The 16,153-nt window shown below is 60.0% G+C and carries 17 protein-coding genes; 9 read left to right on the top strand and 8 right to left on the bottom strand.

Features of this window, described 5'->3' with window-relative positions:
* The first annotated feature begins 181 nt into the window (after positions 1–181).
* Complete coding sequence (locus tag K419_RS0107480) at positions 182–490, top strand: hypothetical protein (protein ID WP_026841046.1); 309 nt, start codon at positions 182–184, stop codon at positions 488–490.
* Between the two features lie 125 nt (positions 491–615).
* Here the strand turns inward: K419_RS0107480 and K419_RS0107475 are convergent, their stop codons facing one another.
* From K419_RS0107475 to K419_RS0107465, 3 genes are all read right to left on the bottom strand, one after another.
* Positions 616–1,326 (bottom strand): DUF3108 domain-containing protein, encoded by a 711-nt coding sequence (locus tag K419_RS0107475; RefSeq protein ID WP_026841045.1) that lies wholly within the window; start codon positions 1,324–1,326, stop codon positions 616–618.
* 309 nt (positions 1,327–1,635) lie between these two features.
* The gene (locus K419_RS0107470) at positions 1,636–2,043 is read right to left on the bottom strand and encodes a PaaI family thioesterase (protein WP_026841044.1); all 408 of its coding nucleotides are present in this window, start codon (positions 2,041–2,043) and stop codon (positions 1,636–1,638) included.
* A 139-nt stretch (positions 2,044–2,182) separates the two neighbouring features.
* Positions 2,183–3,745, bottom strand: coding sequence for an acetyl-CoA hydrolase/transferase C-terminal domain-containing protein (locus K419_RS0107465; RefSeq protein WP_026841043.1), 1,563 nt, complete (start codon positions 3,743–3,745; stop codon positions 2,183–2,185).
* A gap of 171 nt (positions 3,746–3,916) precedes the next feature.
* Here K419_RS0107465 and K419_RS0107460 point away from each other — a divergent pair, with 171 nt between their 5' ends.
* Positions 3,917–4,516, top strand: coding sequence for a TetR/AcrR family transcriptional regulator (locus K419_RS0107460; protein WP_026841042.1), 600 nt, complete (start codon positions 3,917–3,919; stop codon positions 4,514–4,516).
* Between the two features lie 55 nt (positions 4,517–4,571).
* On the opposite strand, the gene K419_RS0107455 is transcribed toward K419_RS0107460, so the two are convergent.
* Positions 4,572–5,495 carry a cation diffusion facilitator family transporter gene (locus K419_RS0107455; RefSeq protein WP_026841041.1) on the bottom strand — a complete coding sequence of 308 codons (924 nt, stop codon included), beginning with the start codon at positions 5,493–5,495 and terminating at the stop codon, positions 4,572–4,574.
* Positions 5,496–5,610: 115 nt separating this feature from the next.
* Complete coding sequence (locus K419_RS0107450) at positions 5,611–5,829, bottom strand: hypothetical protein (RefSeq protein WP_026841040.1); 219 nt, start codon at positions 5,827–5,829, stop codon at positions 5,611–5,613.
* Between the two features lie 210 nt (positions 5,830–6,039).
* Here K419_RS0107450 and K419_RS0107445 point away from each other — a divergent pair, with 210 nt between their 5' ends.
* The 3 genes from K419_RS0107445 (at position 6,040) to K419_RS0107435 (ending at position 8,312) form a co-directional block, all read left to right on the top strand.
* Positions 6,040–6,489, top strand: coding sequence for a MarR family winged helix-turn-helix transcriptional regulator (locus K419_RS0107445; RefSeq protein WP_026841039.1), 450 nt, complete (start codon positions 6,040–6,042; stop codon positions 6,487–6,489).
* A gap of 51 nt (positions 6,490–6,540) precedes the next feature.
* A complete protein-coding gene (locus tag K419_RS0107440; RefSeq protein WP_026841038.1) occupies positions 6,541–7,779 on the top strand; it encodes a multidrug effflux MFS transporter in 1,239 nt (412 codons plus the stop codon).
* Positions 7,780–7,943: 164 nt separating this feature from the next.
* Positions 7,944–8,312 carry a DUF3135 domain-containing protein gene (locus K419_RS0107435; RefSeq protein ID WP_026841037.1) on the top strand — a complete coding sequence of 123 codons (369 nt, stop codon included), beginning with the start codon at positions 7,944–7,946 and terminating at the stop codon, positions 8,310–8,312.
* A gap of 110 nt (positions 8,313–8,422) precedes the next feature.
* On the opposite strand, the gene K419_RS0107430 is transcribed toward K419_RS0107435, so the two are convergent.
* Positions 8,423–9,322 carry a protoglobin domain-containing protein gene (locus K419_RS0107430; protein WP_026841036.1) on the bottom strand — a complete coding sequence of 300 codons (900 nt, stop codon included), beginning with the start codon at positions 9,320–9,322 and terminating at the stop codon, positions 8,423–8,425.
* Positions 9,323–9,752: 430 nt separating this feature from the next.
* Between K419_RS0107430 and K419_RS0107425 the strand changes: the two genes are divergently transcribed.
* The 4 genes from K419_RS0107425 to K419_RS0107410 all read left to right on the top strand — a co-directional run bounded on the left by K419_RS0107425 (position 9,753) and on the right by K419_RS0107410 (position 12,587).
* Positions 9,753–10,073 carry a PEP-CTERM sorting domain-containing protein gene (locus K419_RS0107425; RefSeq protein ID WP_026841035.1) on the top strand — a complete coding sequence of 107 codons (321 nt, stop codon included), beginning with the start codon at positions 9,753–9,755 and terminating at the stop codon, positions 10,071–10,073.
* Positions 10,074–10,238: 165 nt separating this feature from the next.
* Positions 10,239–11,027, top strand: a complete 789-nt coding sequence (locus K419_RS0107420) for a DUF5020 family protein (RefSeq protein ID WP_035496993.1) — start codon at positions 10,239–10,241, stop codon at positions 11,025–11,027.
* A 116-nt stretch (positions 11,028–11,143) separates the two neighbouring features.
* Positions 11,144–11,392, top strand: a complete 249-nt coding sequence (locus K419_RS0107415) for a hypothetical protein (protein WP_026841033.1) — start codon at positions 11,144–11,146, stop codon at positions 11,390–11,392.
* Between the two features lie 115 nt (positions 11,393–11,507).
* Positions 11,508–12,587, top strand: coding sequence for a class I SAM-dependent methyltransferase (locus K419_RS0107410; RefSeq protein WP_026841032.1), 1,080 nt, complete (start codon positions 11,508–11,510; stop codon positions 12,585–12,587).
* Between the two features lie 123 nt (positions 12,588–12,710).
* On the opposite strand, the gene K419_RS0107405 is transcribed toward K419_RS0107410, so the two are convergent.
* Both K419_RS0107405 and ercA read right to left on the bottom strand, forming a co-directional pair.
* Positions 12,711–14,735: a hybrid sensor histidine kinase/response regulator gene (locus tag K419_RS0107405; protein WP_026841031.1), complete on the bottom strand. Its 2,025-nt coding sequence runs from the start codon at positions 14,733–14,735 to the stop codon at positions 12,711–12,713.
* Positions 14,719–15,879 (bottom strand): alcohol dehydrogenase-like regulatory protein ErcA, encoded by a 1,161-nt coding sequence (ercA, locus tag K419_RS0107400; protein WP_026841030.1) that lies wholly within the window; start codon positions 15,877–15,879, stop codon positions 14,719–14,721. Before ercA ends, K419_RS0107405 begins: the two co-directional genes overlap by 17 nt.
* Positions 15,880–16,153: the final 274 nt, after the last annotated feature.

The raw sequence follows: 16,153 nt of genomic DNA, 5'->3' as shown, positions 1-16,153 counted from the left end.
CTTTACTTTTCGCGGGGTACGCCGATATACGTCTAGTGAAATAAACAGATTGCAGAACAGAAGGAAGCGAGGACGGTAAAACAGATTGCGACGGCGCCCGCATTGGACGAAACAGTAGAAGCAGTCAGGGGGTCAGTTTCATTGTAAAATCAATAGGTTTAAAGCGCTTAGGAGAACAGCTATGCATGTCTTAGCAAGCAGGATCGGCTCGGTCGTCATGGAAACACTCGGCACGATAAACGCTAATTTCAGTATGCCTTCTTGGTACGATTCCTTCCTGGAAATCTACAGCAACGACAGCGCCCTCCTTGGATATCACGCTATTGCCGTTGCTCTGTTGATGCTGGTCTCCTGCGCTCACCTCCTGCAAAAACCAAAAGCGCCCACCTATTTTGAACTTTTCCCCAGATCCGGAGGGGACGTCTGCAAGCTCTGCAGCTTGCTTAATACGACCATGTCGCATTACGACAAACACGGCAGACGCAACTAAGATTCAAAGCAATCGCCGCCGTTAGTACCTAAAACAGGAGGGGGAGCCTTGACCGCGACGCAGTCAAAGCTCCCCCTCTTTTTGTTTCCGGCCGTCGGCAGCGCTTCCTGCTGCGGTTGCTGCGGCTACTTTTCCTTTGCCAGGGTGAGGGTGATTTCGCCTACCTTCAGCTGGGTCTTGATGCGGACGGGGATGTGCTGGTTGTCGTCGGTGAACCAGAAGGTAGGGTTGCCGACCTTGGCGGGGATGCCGTCTCGCGTCAGCTGCGACGTTACCATGATGGTTTTGAACTTGCCCAAAGAAGTGGTGATCTCCTCGCGATGCCCCACTTTCGCCTCGGCTTTCCATAGATGCCTGGTGTCGTAGATCTCGAAGGAGATCGACTGTCCCGGCGCCAACTGCAGCGAGCGCAGAAAATAGATGCTGGAGAGGTTGTCGTAAGTCCTTGCGGTTATCGCGTCCCGCTTGACTGCGTTGGTAAGCAGGTCCTTGCTCTCGGCCTGGTGGGTGGTGAAGTTGAAGGTCGCTTCCCTATGGGCGCGGAACTTCCCCTCGCTTATTTTCTCCTTGAACGACTTCGGTTTCACCGAGCGGGAGACGGTCGATTCGGTCTTGTCATCGATGCGAAAGAAGACCGAAACGAAGGAATTCGATGCGATGGTATTGAGGATGCGGAAGTCGTCACCCTGGGCTGCCACCTCGAGTACGGCTGTTCCGGCGTTCAAACCGGACCAGCTGACGTCGTAAACCAGCCTCTCGGGACCTATCGCGGCGGCCGGGGAGCACCATATCGTGACAAGCAGTATGGACTGTATTAAAAGGGCGAGAAATTTCATCCTGCGAAGTTTACCATTGTATACGGAAGATGAAAGTAGAAATTGCAGTTGATAAATTTTTTCCGATATACAGCTTGAGCTGCTCCTGTACTGTCCAGGATGAGACAAAGGCAGAGGGAAATACTTTTGTGGGAGTCCGGCAAAGGATGTACGGGTATCGAAATAAGGAGCCGTATCCGGAACTAAGGTCACCAGAGGCGATTGAAAACGGTAACAACGCGTACAACCTGAAATGGAGCTGCTGATTCAGATTCCCTCTTTGGCTTATGACATTCCCTCAGGGCCAGATCTGGTTCGAAGTAGACGGCTCTACGGCTCGATCATCAGGGTGGTTGTGCCGTGCGCCACCAGTTTGCCATGCTGGTTGGAAACGGTCACCGTGACGCTCGCCATCCTGCGTCCCAGGTGCACCAGTTCAGCGCGAGCGGTCAGCAGGTCGCCGACGGCGGCGGGTCTCACATAGGTGACGTTGAGGTTGGTGGTCGTGCATGGCTTGCCGGAGGGGAGCAGCGGTTGCGGGAAGAAGGAAACGGTGTCGATAAGGGCCGCGATCAGCCCGCCGTGCGCTCCGCCAAAGTAATTCTTGTGGATATCGGAGACCGTCACCTCCATCAAGGCGAAAGTCGGCCCGATCTCCTTCAGGTGAATGTTCAGCGTCTTCAGCATGGATATGGCGCTGCCGGATTCCACGGTCGCCGGATCGATCTTGCTAGCCATTGGGCACCCTCCCTCTAAGTCGGTGGTGTTTTAACTCTTTTACCTTACGCCCGTCAAACATTTTGCTGATGCTGCGCACAAAAAAAAACGGCAGGGTGGCCTGAGGCCCCCTGCCGTCCTTATTCGCGATGCCCGGAAACTAGATGTCCCAGCTGTCGATCTTCATGGTCCCTTTCTGTGCCAGGTTCACCTGCATCTTGAAGACGCGGTCCAGAAGCTGCGGCTCGTGCCCTGCTTTGCGTGCCAGGCAGTCCTTTGCCGCGCGCTCGAAGTAGTCCTGCAAAAGCGGCTTGTAATCGGGGTGCGCGCACTTCTCGATAATGAGCTTGGCGCGGCTTTTCGGGTCGAGGCCGCGCAGGTCGGCAAGACCCTGCTCGGTGACCAGCACGTCAAGGTCGTGCTCGGTATGGTCGACATGCGGCACGTGCGGAACGACGCAGGTAATGCCGGTCGGATCGGTCTTGGTCGGGCGCGCCGACGGGGTGTGCATGATGGAGAGGTACGCGTTCCTGAGGAAGTCGCCGGAGCCGCCGATGCCGTTGATCATCCGGGTACCGCCTACCAGCGTGGAGTTCGCGTGGGCGTAGATGTCGAACTCCACCGGGGTGTTCATCGCGATGCAGCCGAGGCGGCGGATCGGCTCGGGGTGGTTGGCGATGGAGAGCGGACGCATCATCACCTTGTCGCTGTACTTGTCCCAGTTGTCGTAGAAGCGCTTGAAACCGTCGACCGAGAATGAAAGCGAGACCGTGGAGGCGAAGTCGAGCTTGCCGGAGTCGAAGAAGTCGAGCATGGTGTCTTGCAGCACCTCGGTCCAGACCTTGAGGCCGGTGAACGGGCCGTTGGCAAGCCCGCCGATGACCGCGTTGGCGATGGAGCCGACGCCGGACTGCAGCGGCAGCAGGTTTTTCGGCAGCCTTCCCACCTTCACCTCGTGGGAGAAAAAGTCGATGATGTTGTTGGCGATGGCTTCGGAGGTGTCGTCCTGCTCGCTGAAGGCGCGGCCGTTGTCGGGGCGGTTGGACTCGACGATGGCGACGATCTTGTCGTTATCGACGCGGACGTACGGGGAACCGGCACGGTCGTCGACGCGGCAGATCAGGTAGGGGAGGCGGTTGGGCGGAGCGATCGGCTCGACGATGTCGTGCAGCCCCTCGAAGCTCGGGATCGAGGTGTTGATCTCGATGATGATCTGGTCCGCGATCTGCACGATCTCGGGGACGGCGCCGCAGGATGCGGTGAGGACCAGCTCGCCGTTCTCGGTGATGGCCGAGCACTCGATGATGGCGATGTCGAGGCGGCCGTCGTTGTGCTTGGTGTAGAAGCCGTAGCCCAAGTCCTGGGCGAACATGGAGAGGTGCTTGTCACCCATCCTGATGCGCCCTTCGTTGATGCCGGCCTGGATGTTCTTGCCGGTCTGGTACGGCCAGCGGCGGTCGATCATGTCGAGCGACGCCCAGCGGTCCTCGGTCTCGACCCCGACCGATGCGCCGATGTACAGGTTGAACTTCAGCTTTCCTTGCAACTGGTTCTTTTCCACATGGTCCGCCAGGGCAATGGGGACCATCTTCGGGTAACCGGCGGGGGTAAACCCGGACCACCCTACGTTCATCCCGTTCTTGAACATCGGGATCACTTCATCGACGGTCTTGATCCTGCCGCGAAGGCTGGATTTCCTGATTCTGCTGTGCAATTCGGACATCTTCCGGAACCCTCCTGACGAGCTATTGTGGCATAGCTTCCATGGTGATAGGAATCGAACGTTCGTTCGAATACAACATAACAGCACGCTGTTTTGATTGCAATAAAATTGGTATTTCCCCTGCGATTTTGCTACTGTCTACGCGCCAATACCCAGTCTGCCGGAGTCATCATGGAAAAAACGGAATGTCACAAGAAGCTTATGGAGGTGGGGACGCAGCTGTTTTCGGAGAGGGGGCTGAAGGGGGTAAGCATCCGTGAGCTCTCGCTCGCGGCGGGGACCAGCATCTCGATGATCTCCTACCATTTCGGCAGCAAGGAAGGGCTCTATCAGGCGGTGTTGCAGCAGCAGTTCGCCTGCTTCAAGGAAATCCATGAGATCAGGGAGCGCGTGACGGACCCGGTGGAGATGGTAAAGAGCTATCTGCTCTGGACCTTCGGGCGCCACAGAAACAACCCGTACCTGCTCCGCTTTTACACGAGCGAACTGACCAACCCGACGGCGTTTTTCGAGCCCTTGGTGATGCCGGTAATCGACGAGGTCATCGTGACCATGGCGGGGGCGATCGAGGAGGGGATCCGGCAGAAGAAGTTCCGGGAGGATGTCGATCCCACCAACGCGGCCCTGGCGCTGGCGGGGATGGTGAATTACTTCTTCCTGAGCAGCCTGGCGACCAGGAACCTGATCAGCCATTCCCCCGAAAAGGACGAAATGCTGGTGCAGCAGTACCTGGACATCTTCACGCGGGGGATCGGCGCCTCAAGCGTATGACCCGACCGATGGCGAGGTGCTGCCTGCGGTCGTTTCGCACCCTCAGGAGCAGAGGTCACTTGCTGACTTTCGGGCACTCGACGGCGCAACGCTCGCAGCCGCCGGGGCAAGGTTCAATATGGACCAGGACGTGGCTGTAGGGGAGATTTTTCTCGATATCCTCGGAGATCTCGTGGCTTAGCGCGTGGCCGCTTTCGACGGTCATCTGTTTTGGGACGACCAGGTGCATGTCGATGTGCCGGATGTGGCCCGACTTGCGCGTGCGCAGTTTGTGGTACTCGATGATGTGCTCGCGGTGGTTCTGGAGCACGTCGTGGATGATTGCTTCCTCGTCCTCCGGCAGCCTCACGTCCAGGATGTGGAAGAAGGCGCTCTTCGTGAGGTCCCAGGCGGCCTTGACGATCATCAGCGCGACCAGGATGGCGACGATAGGGTCGAGCAGGACGATCCCGGTCAGCTTGATGAGGATCAATCCCGCGAGGACGCCGGCCGAGGTGTAGACGTCGGTGCGCAGGTGCATCGCGTCGGCTTCGAGCGCTACCGAGTCGGTGGCGGCGGCCACGTTCAGCAGGTGCCTGGAGACCAGGTAGTTGGCTATGGCGGAGACCGCCATTACCGCGGCGCCAAGCCCCAGGTTCTCGATAGCGACCACGCCCGTCTGCAGCTTGTGGACCGCTTCGTAGATGATGTAGAAGGCGGCGCCGAGGATGAGCAGGGCCTCGATGGTGCCGGCTACGTTCTCGATTTTGCCGTGGCCGTAATGATGATCTTCGTCGGCGGGCTTGCCCGACTCCCTCACCGAGTACCAGGCGATGACGGCGGCGATGAGATCTATCCCCGAATGTATCGCCTCGGAAAGCACCGAGACGGAACCCGAAACGAGGCCGACCACCAGCTTCGCCGCCACCAGCAAGGAGTTCGAGAGCACCGAGAAGCGCGCCGCTCTCCGTTTCATAGCGTCATGTTCTTTAGAAACCATCTTTACCCTTCCTGCGGCCGGGGTCGCGTGGACCCGGCCGCTTCGGCATGAAAAAAAGGCCCCGGGACTGCCGTGGCCTTTGCCTGATTTTCAATACATCTGCCGTAAATAAATGTCAACGCTTGTCGAGGATCTCCCTCGCCTTATCGATCTGGTTCGGGAAGAGGTCTTCCGGCACGCTTTCCTTGCCAGCTTCCTTGCGGACCGTATAGCGCGCGCACCCTTCGAAGTTGTCGTAGCAGTACATCATTTTGAAAACGTTGCTGGTAGAAGGCATGTTTGCCATCCGGTCGTTGAAGAAGATGCAACCGGAAAGAAGCTCGCAGTCGGGCATTTACTTTCACTCCTGTGTTGAATTGACCGTCGTCAGTGCAAATCTCGCAACGCGTACGGTGGGGGTTTTTCCACGTAAGCGGTGCGGGAATATAAACCGAGGAGGCCTTTTGCGCAATAGGTTTATTTAATGGTGACTATGCGCAAAGGCCGTGGCCCCGCGCCGGATTTTCATTGACCGGCGGTTCAACAAGTTGTAGGTTGCAACTATATGAAGAATTCAAGGTCACAATACCGGCTGGACAAATCACTGGGACACCTTGCCTCCCGCCTGTCGCGGGTGGTGTTGCGACGCTTCAACCTGGTCCTGGCGCAGCACGACCTGCCCATTACCGCGGAGCAGTATTCGCTCCTGGTGCAGTTGTGGGAACATAACGGGCTCCCGCAGGGAGCTATCGCCGAGAAGACTGCCAAGGACAAGACCACGATGGCACGCCTGGCAGCGGGGCTGGAAGCGCGGGGACTGATCGTGCGTTTGCCGAGCCCGGGCGATGGCAGGGAGCGGCTGCTCTACCTGACCGAGCAGGGTAAGCTCCTGATGGATCAGGCCACGGACCTGGCTCGCGGGATCCTTGAAGAGGCACAGCGGGGCATCAGCGAGAGCGACCTCGACCTATGCCGCGACGTCCTGCGTCGTGCCTGCGCTAACCTGAACAGGTAATCATTTTTTTCTGACATTAGTTGCCTACAGCAACTAAAGGAGCTTGAAAGTATGAAGCGTACCGCTTCCCTTCACCCTAGGGACATGAGCAAACGCCAACTGGCCGGGTTCGTACTGATCCTGGCTGCGCTGACCGCTTTCAGCGCCATGTCCATCGACATGTATCTCCCCGCCTTCCCGCAGATGGCGAAGGATCTCGGGGAACCACTCAGCACGGTGCAGCTCTCGGTATCTGCTTTCCTTTTCGGGTCCGCCGCGGGGCAGCTCTTTTACGGGCCGCTCGCCGACCGCTATGGAAGGCGGGTTCCGCTCCTGGCTGGGCTCGCCCTCTATGTCGTCTCCTGTCTTGGGTGCGCCGCGGTGCACAGCGGCGCGGAGCTGCTGTTCTGGCGGGTGCTGATGGCGCTGGGAGGGGGCGCCGGGATGGTCATTTCCCGGGCGGTGGTGCGCGACCTCTATGACACCGCCGAGGCGGCCAGGATGTTCTCCCTGCTCATGCTGATCATGGGGGTTGCCCCGATCCTGGCGCCGATCGCCGGCGGCCAGCTGCTCTTGCTTACGGGGTGGAGGGGTATTTTCTGGTTCCTGGCTTTCTTCGGCGTCGTTTCGCTGGCGGGTGCCGCCGTGGGGCTGCCTGAGTCCTTGCCGGCGGAGAGGCGCCAGCGCCGCAGCCTTGCAGGCATGGTGAAGGTATACGGTCACCTGCTGAAAAACCGGCATTATCTCCGGTACGCGGTCGCAATCGGGTGCGTCGCCGGCATGAACTTCTCCTACATCTCCGGCGCCCCCTTCATCTTCATCGAGCTGCACGGCATCTCCCCGCAGCAGTTCGGGCTCCTGTTCGGGGTGAACGCCTGCGGCCTCATCGGGGCCTCGCAAGTCAACCGCAGGCTCTTGCGCCGCTTCTCTCCGCAGCAGATAGCGTCCGCGGCATTCCTGGTCAGCGCGGCCGCTGCGCTTTTGCTCACCGCGGCAGGCGCCACCGGGGTCGGCGGGTTCCCTGCCCAAGCCGTCCTCATCTTCATCTGCCTATGCATGACCGGGCTCTTGTACCCGAACCTGACTGCGCTGGCCATGGCGCCATTCGACAAGGCGGCGGGAAGCGCCTCGGCGCTTTTGGGGACCATCCAGTACACGCTGGGCGCGTCCGCCGGGGCGCTGGTGGGGGGTTTCCACGACGGGAGCGCCCTCCCTATGACCGCGGTCATGGCGGTGTGCGGCGTCCTCGGTTTGACGGCGGTGCTGGGTGCGGGGAGCGCCCCGGAGGTCGTATGTACCAGCGCCGCGTAAGAGCGCGCCGCGCGGCAAAGCCGCCGGTAATGAATTAATGACCGGCGTCCCTCGAAAATTGCTGGATTTAATTTTGGTATTCAGGCACAGTTAGAAAAAATAAATGCTTCTGCACGTGTTATCCCGACACCCGATACTGAGTCAGGGGTACGAGGGAGGATGCCATGAGTACTAAATCTGTTTTGAGCCTTTACACTCCGGCAGAACTGCGCAAGCTGTACCAGGAAAATCCTGCACTGTTCGATCAGCTTGCCCAAGAGGCCATCAAGAATGCCTGCACGGCGAGAACGCCCGAGCAGAGCCTGAAGCTGCAGCAGTTGCAATGGACCATCGATATGCAGCTCCGCAAGGCGAAGACGCCGGTGGCGAGGATGCACGCCATGGAGAACATCTTCTACGGCAAGATCTACGGCGAGGATGGGCAGCTGTCCAAGCTGGTCTCCACTTGCAAGAAGCTGGTGCAGGCGGTGACGGGGGAAAAGGCGGAACCTGGAAGCGGCAAGGAACCGCGGAAACTGAAGTATGTGGGTTGAGACGAAAACCAGCCGCAGCTGAAAAGACGCTAAAAGGAAAGGGCACCCGGATAAGGTGCCCTTTCCTTTTTTAGGCGCAGATCGTTGACAACCGGGCCAAGGGCGCGGCCCTAGTGGGCGTTGACGTTCTGGCTTTTGGCGACCAGGAAGTAGACGATGCCCAGGATGAGCAGGGTCCCCGCCAAAAAGGCCTGCGTTTCCAGCGCGTCGTGGCGCAGCGTCGAGATCAGGATTTCGCGTATCAGCGCCACTATGATCACGCCGATGAAGATGAGGATGTTGAACTTCCCCCCCTTCAGCGTCTTGATCTCGTTGTCCATCAGCTCGATCATCATCCATAGGATGAGCAAAGAACCGAGTGCCGACAGGATCCCCTTCTCCATGCTCCCGCTGAAGACGTGCACCAAGTCCCAGAAGAACAACCCCACCACCGACAGGGAAACGATGATCAGCGCGACGACCAGTACGAGGTTCAGGCCATAGGTGAAACGCTCGGCGGCGTGGATGAGCTTTGACTCCAGCCGGTGCGAAACGAACACCTTGCGCAGCTCCTCCTCCTGATAGGAGGTGCTCATGATGTCGAGGTTTATGTCGAGGATCTTTTCCACCGCGATGCGGTATTTGCGCCTTCTCTCGATCTCCGGGAAGTTGGCCTGGAGCAGTTCGATGAGGAACCTGCGCACCACGTTCATGGCGGCGCTCACGTAGTGCGCGCTCACCTTGATGCGGACATGCGCCTGCCCGATGCTCTGCAGCGTGATCATATAGCCGTTGTCATAACGGCCGCAAAACAGCGAGAGGAACCACTGCGCGTGGGTCTTGCGCAGTTTCTGCAGTTCTTTGGGATCGCGCAGGAAAGCTGCCGTCTCCGGTATCTTGAGAAGGTAGCCATAGAACTCTTCAACCATAGCCTCGCAGTTCTTCTCGGCCAGGGGAAGTAACTCTTCTAAAAGCTTCGCATCTGTATCGGTGAAGTAATAGTGGCTTTTTATTTCCTGCATTGTCAGCATTTGACGCTCCTGTTGCTTTGACTCCCTTATTTCAACCAGTACTTGCAGGCGTAAATACTAGCATGGCTCATGGCTTTTACCACCTGTGTATACTGGTGACGAATGAACAAGGCATCTAAAGTCGCTGCCGCTTTGGTCTTGGCGCGTTGGTTCTGGTGCCGGCAAGGCTGGTCTCCTCTTGGTGGCCAAAACAGCCTGTAAAGATTCCCGACATACAGCCTCGCCGTCGGCCGCGGCCCTCAACCTTTTGATTCTCCGGCGCTCTTGCCGCCGCAGCTCCGTCATAACCTGTCGGAATCACAGAATCACGACGAGGGCCAACCGCCGTGGGAACTGGCAAGTGCTTGATAATTAAATATTGTTATTTTATGCGCAACAGTTGCTCATACCCTCCGGTTCTAATTCCAACGCACCAGGAGGGTTTTTTGAAATGAAAAGTTTCGTCGTTGCCGTCCTTCTTCTTACGGCGGCCTCCGCGTCAGCAGCACCCTTCACCGTCAATCAGGAAATGGATCTCCAAGAACTTGCCTCTGCTCCTGAGATAGCCCAAGCGCTCGACACGAAGACAGACTTCACCGAGCCGGGGAAAACTCCCGACTCTTACGCCCCCTCGGTTCCCATTGGCGCCACCAAGCTCCAGCCGACGGGGATCCTGGCGCCGGAACCTGCCACCATCGCGCTTCTCTCCCTTGGATTCGTCGGGCTCTTCATCGCGAGGAGGATCAACCGGCGCCGTTCCAAGAAGCGGTAGCATCCCAGCGCCTTTTTTTTTCAGCCTCCGCCCCCGGGGAGCCGGCCTAACTCGAGGCTTTGTTTAATGTGACCAAAAAAAGGTGAACTCAAACGGAAAATATGCTAATTTCAGCCGCCTTTTGCCGCAGGCGTAAGCATGGAATCCAAAGGAGAGAGCACCTGAATGAAAAGATCCAGCCGCAATTCCCTGTCCCGCAGCATTAAAACCCTTACCCTTGCAGGCGCCCTGCTGCTGCCGTTTGCCGCGCCCCAGAAGGCGTGCGCCGGCGCCGCACTGTGGCAGGAGACGAACCTCCAGTACCTGTGGGGCGACAACTTCAGGATCGCCTCGACCAAAGAGAAGGACAACAACCAGGCGACCATCACCATCGAGCACGCCGATGCCTGGAAGTACGGCGACAACTTCCTCTTCCTGGACATTACCAACCCCACCGAGAAAGAGATCGCAATGTACGGCGAGATCTCCCCGAGGCTCAGCATCGGCAAGATCACCGGGCTGGACCTTTCCGCTCCGTTTATTAAGGACGTGCTCCTGGCCGGCACCCTCGAGGTCGGAACCTACCCCTCCGGAGGGGGATTCCACAACTACCTCTACGGCCTAGGTCTCAGCCTCAACCTCCCCAAGTTCAATTTCGCGGACCTGAACCTTTACGTACGCAACAGCATGGATAAAGAAGGTGTGACCTACCAGGTGACCCCGGTGTGGCAGGTGCCGTTCAACATCGGCAAGGCCAGCTTCGTCTGCGAAGGGTTCGTCGATATCGCGGGTGGCGAAGGGAACTCCGCCTTCAACATCGACGCCCAGCCGCGCCTTTTGCTCGACGCCGGCAAGCTCTGGGGTTCACCCGGCAACCTCTACGTCGGGACCGAGTTCATCTACTGGCGCAACAAGTACGGCTTCAGCGGCATCAACGAGTACGCGCCGCAGGTCATGGTGAAATGGGTGCTGTAGCAAGCTGATCCCATTCGTCGTACCGACCATACTGTTAAAGATAAAGGCCCACAGGCAAAACGCCTGTGGGCCTTTTTAATTGTGAGCTTGCAACCAAGACTTCACTGCGATTGGCTTTGTGTATTTCAAAGTCTCAGGGGGAGCATCGTCCCCGTAGTTTCCAGGTCGATCTCACGGGAAACGAGATACTGACCAGCATAGAAGGGCAGACAGCGGGGATCGAGGAGATCAACGCGAGGGCGGCCCACATCACCGGCGTCACCGAGAAGAACGCCTCCGGCGCGGCCGACTCGCTCATGGCGGCGAAGGAGCTGGAGGCGCAGGTCGCCAAGCTCTCCACCATGGTGAACCGGTTCAGCTTCTGAAGGGGACTGGCTCCGCAAGGTGCCTGTCCCCCTCGGCCAGGTCGGCCAGGCCAGACAGACCAGACAGGCCACACGGCCCTTGCCCTGAACCCTGTAACTTGCTAGAGTGCCCGCCATGCCAGCAAGCGTGCGCCGCCATTACGAGCTTTACCCCTACCCGGACTACCCCCTTTTGGCCTCGGTGCGCCGCTGCGACACCTACGCCAACAACCTGGACACCCTCTGGGCCAGGTTCAACGGGGAACTTCCCCCCGACCGCCTGCGCCGCATCCTCATCGCCGGCTGCGGCAGCTTCGCCCCCTATCCCTTCGCCCTTGCCAACCCCGACAGCGCCATCACCGCCTTGGATCTCTCCCAAAAAAGCCTGCGCCGGGCCCGGCTGCACTGCCTGCTGCACGGCATCACGCACCCCGAGTTCGTGGCGGGGGACCTGCTCGACCCTCTGACCGCGCCGGGGCCGTTCGGCTTCATCGACAGCTACGGCGTGCTGCACCACCTGGAAGATCCGCTGGCGGGGCTAAGGGCCCTGGAACAGAGGCTGGGAGAGGGGGGGATACTGCGGGTGATGGTCTACAGCACCTATACCCGCTTCGAGGAGGACTCGATCCGGCGGGCGCTGCGTCTATTAAAGGTGCGCACACCGGAACAGGTGCGGCAGATGGTGGCCCGGGCGAGGAAAGGATCGCGCCTGCGAGAGTTCTTCGAGCAGTCGCAGGAGGTGTCGTCGCGCTCGGGGCTCGCCGACGCGCTGCTCCACCCCTTAGCCACCAGCTTCAAGATCGACCGCTTCCTGGAGCTGGTGGGAAAGAGCGGGCTGAAGCCGCTTCTGTTCGCCCATAGCGGCGCCCTGTCCGATCCGGAACAGGAGGCGGCCAGGATCCGGGAGCTGGAGGCACGGCGCGAGTCGCCGGGAAACTTCGTGCTCTACCTGGGGAAGGATGTAAAGGGTGGGTGCGGGGAGGGGGGATCTTTCCGGCTCAACCCGTGCCTCGCGGGGGCGCTGTCGCGGCCGCGTCTGGCGCCCTTGCCGATACCGGGGCGCCTGGGACAGGAAAACCCGCCGCTCACCCGCGACGAGCGCGGCTTTTTGCGCCGCTTCAAAAAGCCCGTCCACGCCGCCGCGCTCTCAAGCGAGGAACTAACCAAGGCGAAACACTACGCCGACAAGCTCTTCCTTTTGCGCTGCCGCAGCTGACCCCCAGCTTTACCGCAGCAGTGCCGCATGGTATTTCAACTACCCCTGTCCCGCCGGCGGCTAATTTTGACGCTGCGACCAGTCAAAAGCAAACCCGTTGTCAATCGTCAATTGTCAATTGGTTCACCACCTGTCCAGCATCTCCCGCACCTTCTTCAAAAGCTCCAGGGGGCGGACGGGTTTCATGAGGAGTTCGGTCCCTTCCTCCAACAGATCGCGGCTCTTGATGATGTCCATGGTGTAGCCGCTGGTGTAAAGCACCTTGGCTGCGGGTTCGATGGCGCGGATGGCGTGGCAGGCTTCCTTGCCGCTCATTCCCGGCATGATCATGTCCATCAGCACCAGCGCTATCTCCCCCCTTGCCCCGGCCGCGTACTGCTCGACTGCCACCTGCCCGTTTTCGGCCAGGAGCACGCGGTACCCGGCGCCGGAAAGGATGTTCTGCAAAAGCAGGCGCAGGTCCGGCTCGTCCTCCACCACGAGTATGGTCTCCGTCCCGCCCGGAGTGGTGTCGGGGGCTTGGGGCTCCAGCGCCCTCTCGGCGCTTTTTGCGCTGAAGGGGAGGTAGATGCGGAAGGTGGTCCCTAGCTGCGGTTCGCTGTAGACGTTCACGAAGCCGCTGTGCTGCTGGATGATGCCGTAGACGATGGACAGGCCGAGGCCGGTGCCCTTCCCCACCTCCTTGGTGGTGAAGAAAGGCTCGAAGATCCTCCTGCGGGTCTGTTCGTCCATGCCGACGCCGGTGTCGGAGATGGAGATGACGGCGTAAGGGCCGGGGGCGCCGATGCCGTTGGCCTGGACGAAGGCTTCGTCGATCTGCAGCGACGAGGTCTCGATGGTGAGCAGCCCCCCCTTGGGCATGGCGTCGCGGGCGTTGGTGGCGAGGTTGATCAGCACCTGCTCTATCTGCCCCCGGTCGACGTCGACCTGCAGCTCGCGCGGGGTAAGCCGCGCCCTCAGTTGGACGTCCTCGCCGATGATGCGGGAGAGGAACTTTTCCACGTGCAGGATGATGTCGTTCAGGTTCATGGTGGCGGGCTTGATCACCTGCTTTCGGCTGAAGGCGAGGAGGTCGGAGGTGAGTTTCGCCGCCTTGTCCGCAGCGTTCATGATCTGCTCCACCTGCCCCTTTTGCCGCGCCGGCAGCGCCCCCTCGTTGAGCAGGATGCTCCCGTAGCCGAGAATCACCATCAGGATGTTGTTGAAGTCGTGCGCCACCCCGCCGGCCAGCTGCCCGATCGCCTCCATCTTCTGCGATTGCAGCAGCTTTTCCTCCAGCTGCTTCCGTTCCGTGATGTCCTCGGCGATCCCCAGCAGGAAACGCTCATTCCCCTGGTTGTCGAAGAGCGGGATCTTCTTCACCCGCAGGATGCGGTCGCCTTTTCCGGTGCTGATGGTCTCCTCCGGGACTTCCACCAGCTCGCCCTTGGCGAGGGTCTCCCGGTCCATCTCGGTGAAGAAGTCGGCCTGCTCCTTGGGAAAGAGGTCGTAGTTGGTGCGGCCGAGCACCTCCGCCCTGCTCAAGCCGAACACCTCCTGGCACGCCTTGTTGATGGTGACGAAGCGCAGTCCCTGCACCTCCTTGGCGAAGACCAGCGCAGGGATGTGGTCCACGATGTTCTTCAGGAATTCCTCGCTCTCCCTGAGCGCCTCCTCCATCGCCTTCCTTTGGGTGATGTCGCGGGCGACCGCCAGCACGTAGGAATTATCGCGGAACTGCATCCGGTTCAGGGTGATTTCTGAGGGGAAACGCCCGCCGTCCTTGCGGTGGAGTTCGGTGACGGCGAGCATCCGGACGCTCCCCGTCTCCTCGGGGGAGCGGATCAGCGCTTCCGCGGCGGAGCTTTGCCGCAGTTCGGAGAGATCGAAGAGAGATTGCTGCAGCAGCTCATCGCGGCTCCAACCGGTCTGGCGGCTGGCCGAGTCGTTCAGGTCGACGATGCGCCCGGTGGAGACCTCGATCAGGAAGATGGCTTCGTTGCTGTGATCCAGCAAGGCCTTGAACCGCTCCAGTTCCTCAAGGCGCTCCTGCAGTTCGGGGTAGTAGCTCTTGCGCATCGAGGATTCCCCGAGCCCCGCGAGCTTTTGCTGCAGCGCCGCCAGGACGTCCTGGGGATCTGGTTGGGGCGGGTCAGAGGCTTTCTTCATACAGGACCTCGATGTCCCTCTTGGAGGGGCGGCGCGGGTTGGTCGCCATGCAGGGGTCATTGAGGGCATGCTCGCTGAAAAGGGAGAGGTCGCTCAACCCCACCCCTACCTCGGCCAGGGTCCGGGCCACACCCGCTTGCGCCTTCAGCTCCCTGACATGCCGCAAGAGAGCCTTTTTCCTCTCCTTGAGAGGGAGGCCCCGCAGGTCGAGCCCCATGACCTGCGCTATCCGCTCGAACCGCTCCGGCGACGCGGCGAAGTTGAACTCTATGACGTGGTCCAGCAGGATGGCGTTGCACTCCCCATGCGCCAGGTCGAGCGCGCCCCCCAGGCTGTGCGCCATGGCGTGGGTCGCCCCGAGGATGGCGTTGGAGAAGGCGAGCCCTGCCTGCAGGCTCCCCATCATGACGTCGCCGCGCAGGTTCAGGTCATCGGGGTTGCGGATGCTGGGGACGAGGCTCGCCGAGAGCAGGCGCAGCGCCTCAAGGGCATGCAGGTCGGTCATGCTGGAGCGGGCCGTGGATACGAAGGCCTCGATGGCGTGGGTCATGGCGTCTAGCCCGGTGCAGGCGGTCAGGTAGGGATCCATGGTGGTGAGGGTGACCGGGTCGATGAGGGCGATGTCGGGGACGACCGACTTGCTGATGATGGCGATCTTGACCCTCTCCATGGGGTTGCTGATGATGGCGAACTGGGAGACGTCGGCGGAGGTTCCCCCGGTGGTGGGGATGCAGATCAGAGGCGGCATGGGGGAGGTCACCATGTCCACCCCTTCGAAGTCCAGGATGTGCTTCTTGTTGGTGCTGACTATGCCGATCCCCTTGGCGCAGTCGATGGGGCTTCCCCCGCCGACCGTGACCAGCAGGTCGCAGCGCTCCGCCTGGTAGAGCGCCACCCCGGCCATGACCTCTTCGACCTTGGGGTTTGGGGTGATGGCGGTAAAGAGGACATAGGAAAGACCGGCGGCCTCCAGGCTGTCGGTGACGTCCTTGGTCCACCCCGCCTCGACCACCCCGGGGTCCGATACCACCAGTATCTTGCGCCCGCCGAGGTTCTTGGCGTACCTGCCGGCCAGTTGCCGCGCTCCGGCGCCGAAAATAAACTCGGGGGCCAGAAATTTCCTCAGTTCGAGACCTTCCGCCATGCTCCCGTCTCCCCTGCTCCGCTGTTCATTGTTTGTCGACCAAAGGCGCACTGTCTGCTTCGAACCGCCGGTCACTACAACAATATTTCACAGGCATTGCCAACAAGACGGCTGTCAGATTGGTATGAGCCAATCATCTGACTCCATCGCATTTTGCTTTGGCGACTTGATCTTTTCCCATGGCCACGCTCAGATCTGACAGTCCCCGTGATTTTAAGATAGTCGGGAGATTGTTGCAATCCGTTTTCGTTATATCCCATGCAGTGGTACTGCC

The sequence above is a fragment of the Citrifermentans bremense R1 genome (assembly GCF_000426865.1).
Classification (GTDB): Bacteria; Desulfobacterota; Desulfuromonadia; order Geobacterales; family Geobacteraceae; genus Geomonas; species Geomonas bremensis.
This window is presented reverse-complemented; position numbering and strand designations above follow the sequence as displayed.

Excerpts from the sequence above, each read along its gene's own strand:
- K419_RS0107405 (WP_026841031.1), bottom strand. The coding sequence starts at position 14,735 with ATGAAGAAAGCCTCTGACCCGCCCCAACCAGATCCCCAGGACGTCCTG.
- K419_RS0107470 (WP_026841044.1), bottom strand. The coding sequence starts at position 2,043 with ATGGCTAGCAAGATCGATCCGGCGACCGTGGAATCCGGCAGCGCCATA.
- K419_RS0107435 (WP_026841037.1), top strand. The coding sequence starts at position 7,944 with ATGAGTACTAAATCTGTTTTGAGCCTTTACACTCCGGCAGAACTGCGC.
- K419_RS0107455 (WP_026841041.1), bottom strand. The coding sequence starts at position 5,495 with ATGGTTTCTAAAGAACATGACGCTATGAAACGGAGAGCGGCGCGCTTC.
- K419_RS0107465 (WP_026841043.1), bottom strand. The coding sequence starts at position 3,745 with ATGTCCGAATTGCACAGCAGAATCAGGAAATCCAGCCTTCGCGGCAGG.
- K419_RS0107410 (WP_026841032.1), top strand. The coding sequence starts at position 11,508 with ATGCCAGCAAGCGTGCGCCGCCATTACGAGCTTTACCCCTACCCGGAC.
- K419_RS0107445 (WP_026841039.1), top strand. The coding sequence starts at position 6,040 with ATGAAGAATTCAAGGTCACAATACCGGCTGGACAAATCACTGGGACAC.
- K419_RS0107460 (WP_026841042.1), top strand. The coding sequence starts at position 3,917 with ATGGAAAAAACGGAATGTCACAAGAAGCTTATGGAGGTGGGGACGCAG.
- K419_RS0107475 (WP_026841045.1), bottom strand. The coding sequence starts at position 1,326 with ATGAAATTTCTCGCCCTTTTAATACAGTCCATACTGCTTGTCACGATA.
- K419_RS0107480 (WP_026841046.1), top strand. The coding sequence starts at position 182 with ATGCATGTCTTAGCAAGCAGGATCGGCTCGGTCGTCATGGAAACACTC.
- K419_RS0107420 (WP_035496993.1), top strand. The coding sequence starts at position 10,239 with ATGAAAAGATCCAGCCGCAATTCCCTGTCCCGCAGCATTAAAACCCTT.
- K419_RS0107450 (WP_026841040.1), bottom strand. The coding sequence starts at position 5,829 with ATGCCCGACTGCGAGCTTCTTTCCGGTTGCATCTTCTTCAACGACCGG.
- ercA (WP_026841030.1), bottom strand. The coding sequence starts at position 15,879 with ATGGCGGAAGGTCTCGAACTGAGGAAATTTCTGGCCCCCGAGTTTATT.
- K419_RS0107440 (WP_026841038.1), top strand. The coding sequence starts at position 6,541 with ATGAAGCGTACCGCTTCCCTTCACCCTAGGGACATGAGCAAACGCCAA.
- K419_RS0107425 (WP_026841035.1), top strand. The coding sequence starts at position 9,753 with ATGAAAAGTTTCGTCGTTGCCGTCCTTCTTCTTACGGCGGCCTCCGCG.
- K419_RS0107430 (WP_026841036.1), bottom strand. The coding sequence starts at position 9,322 with ATGCTGACAATGCAGGAAATAAAAAGCCACTATTACTTCACCGATACA.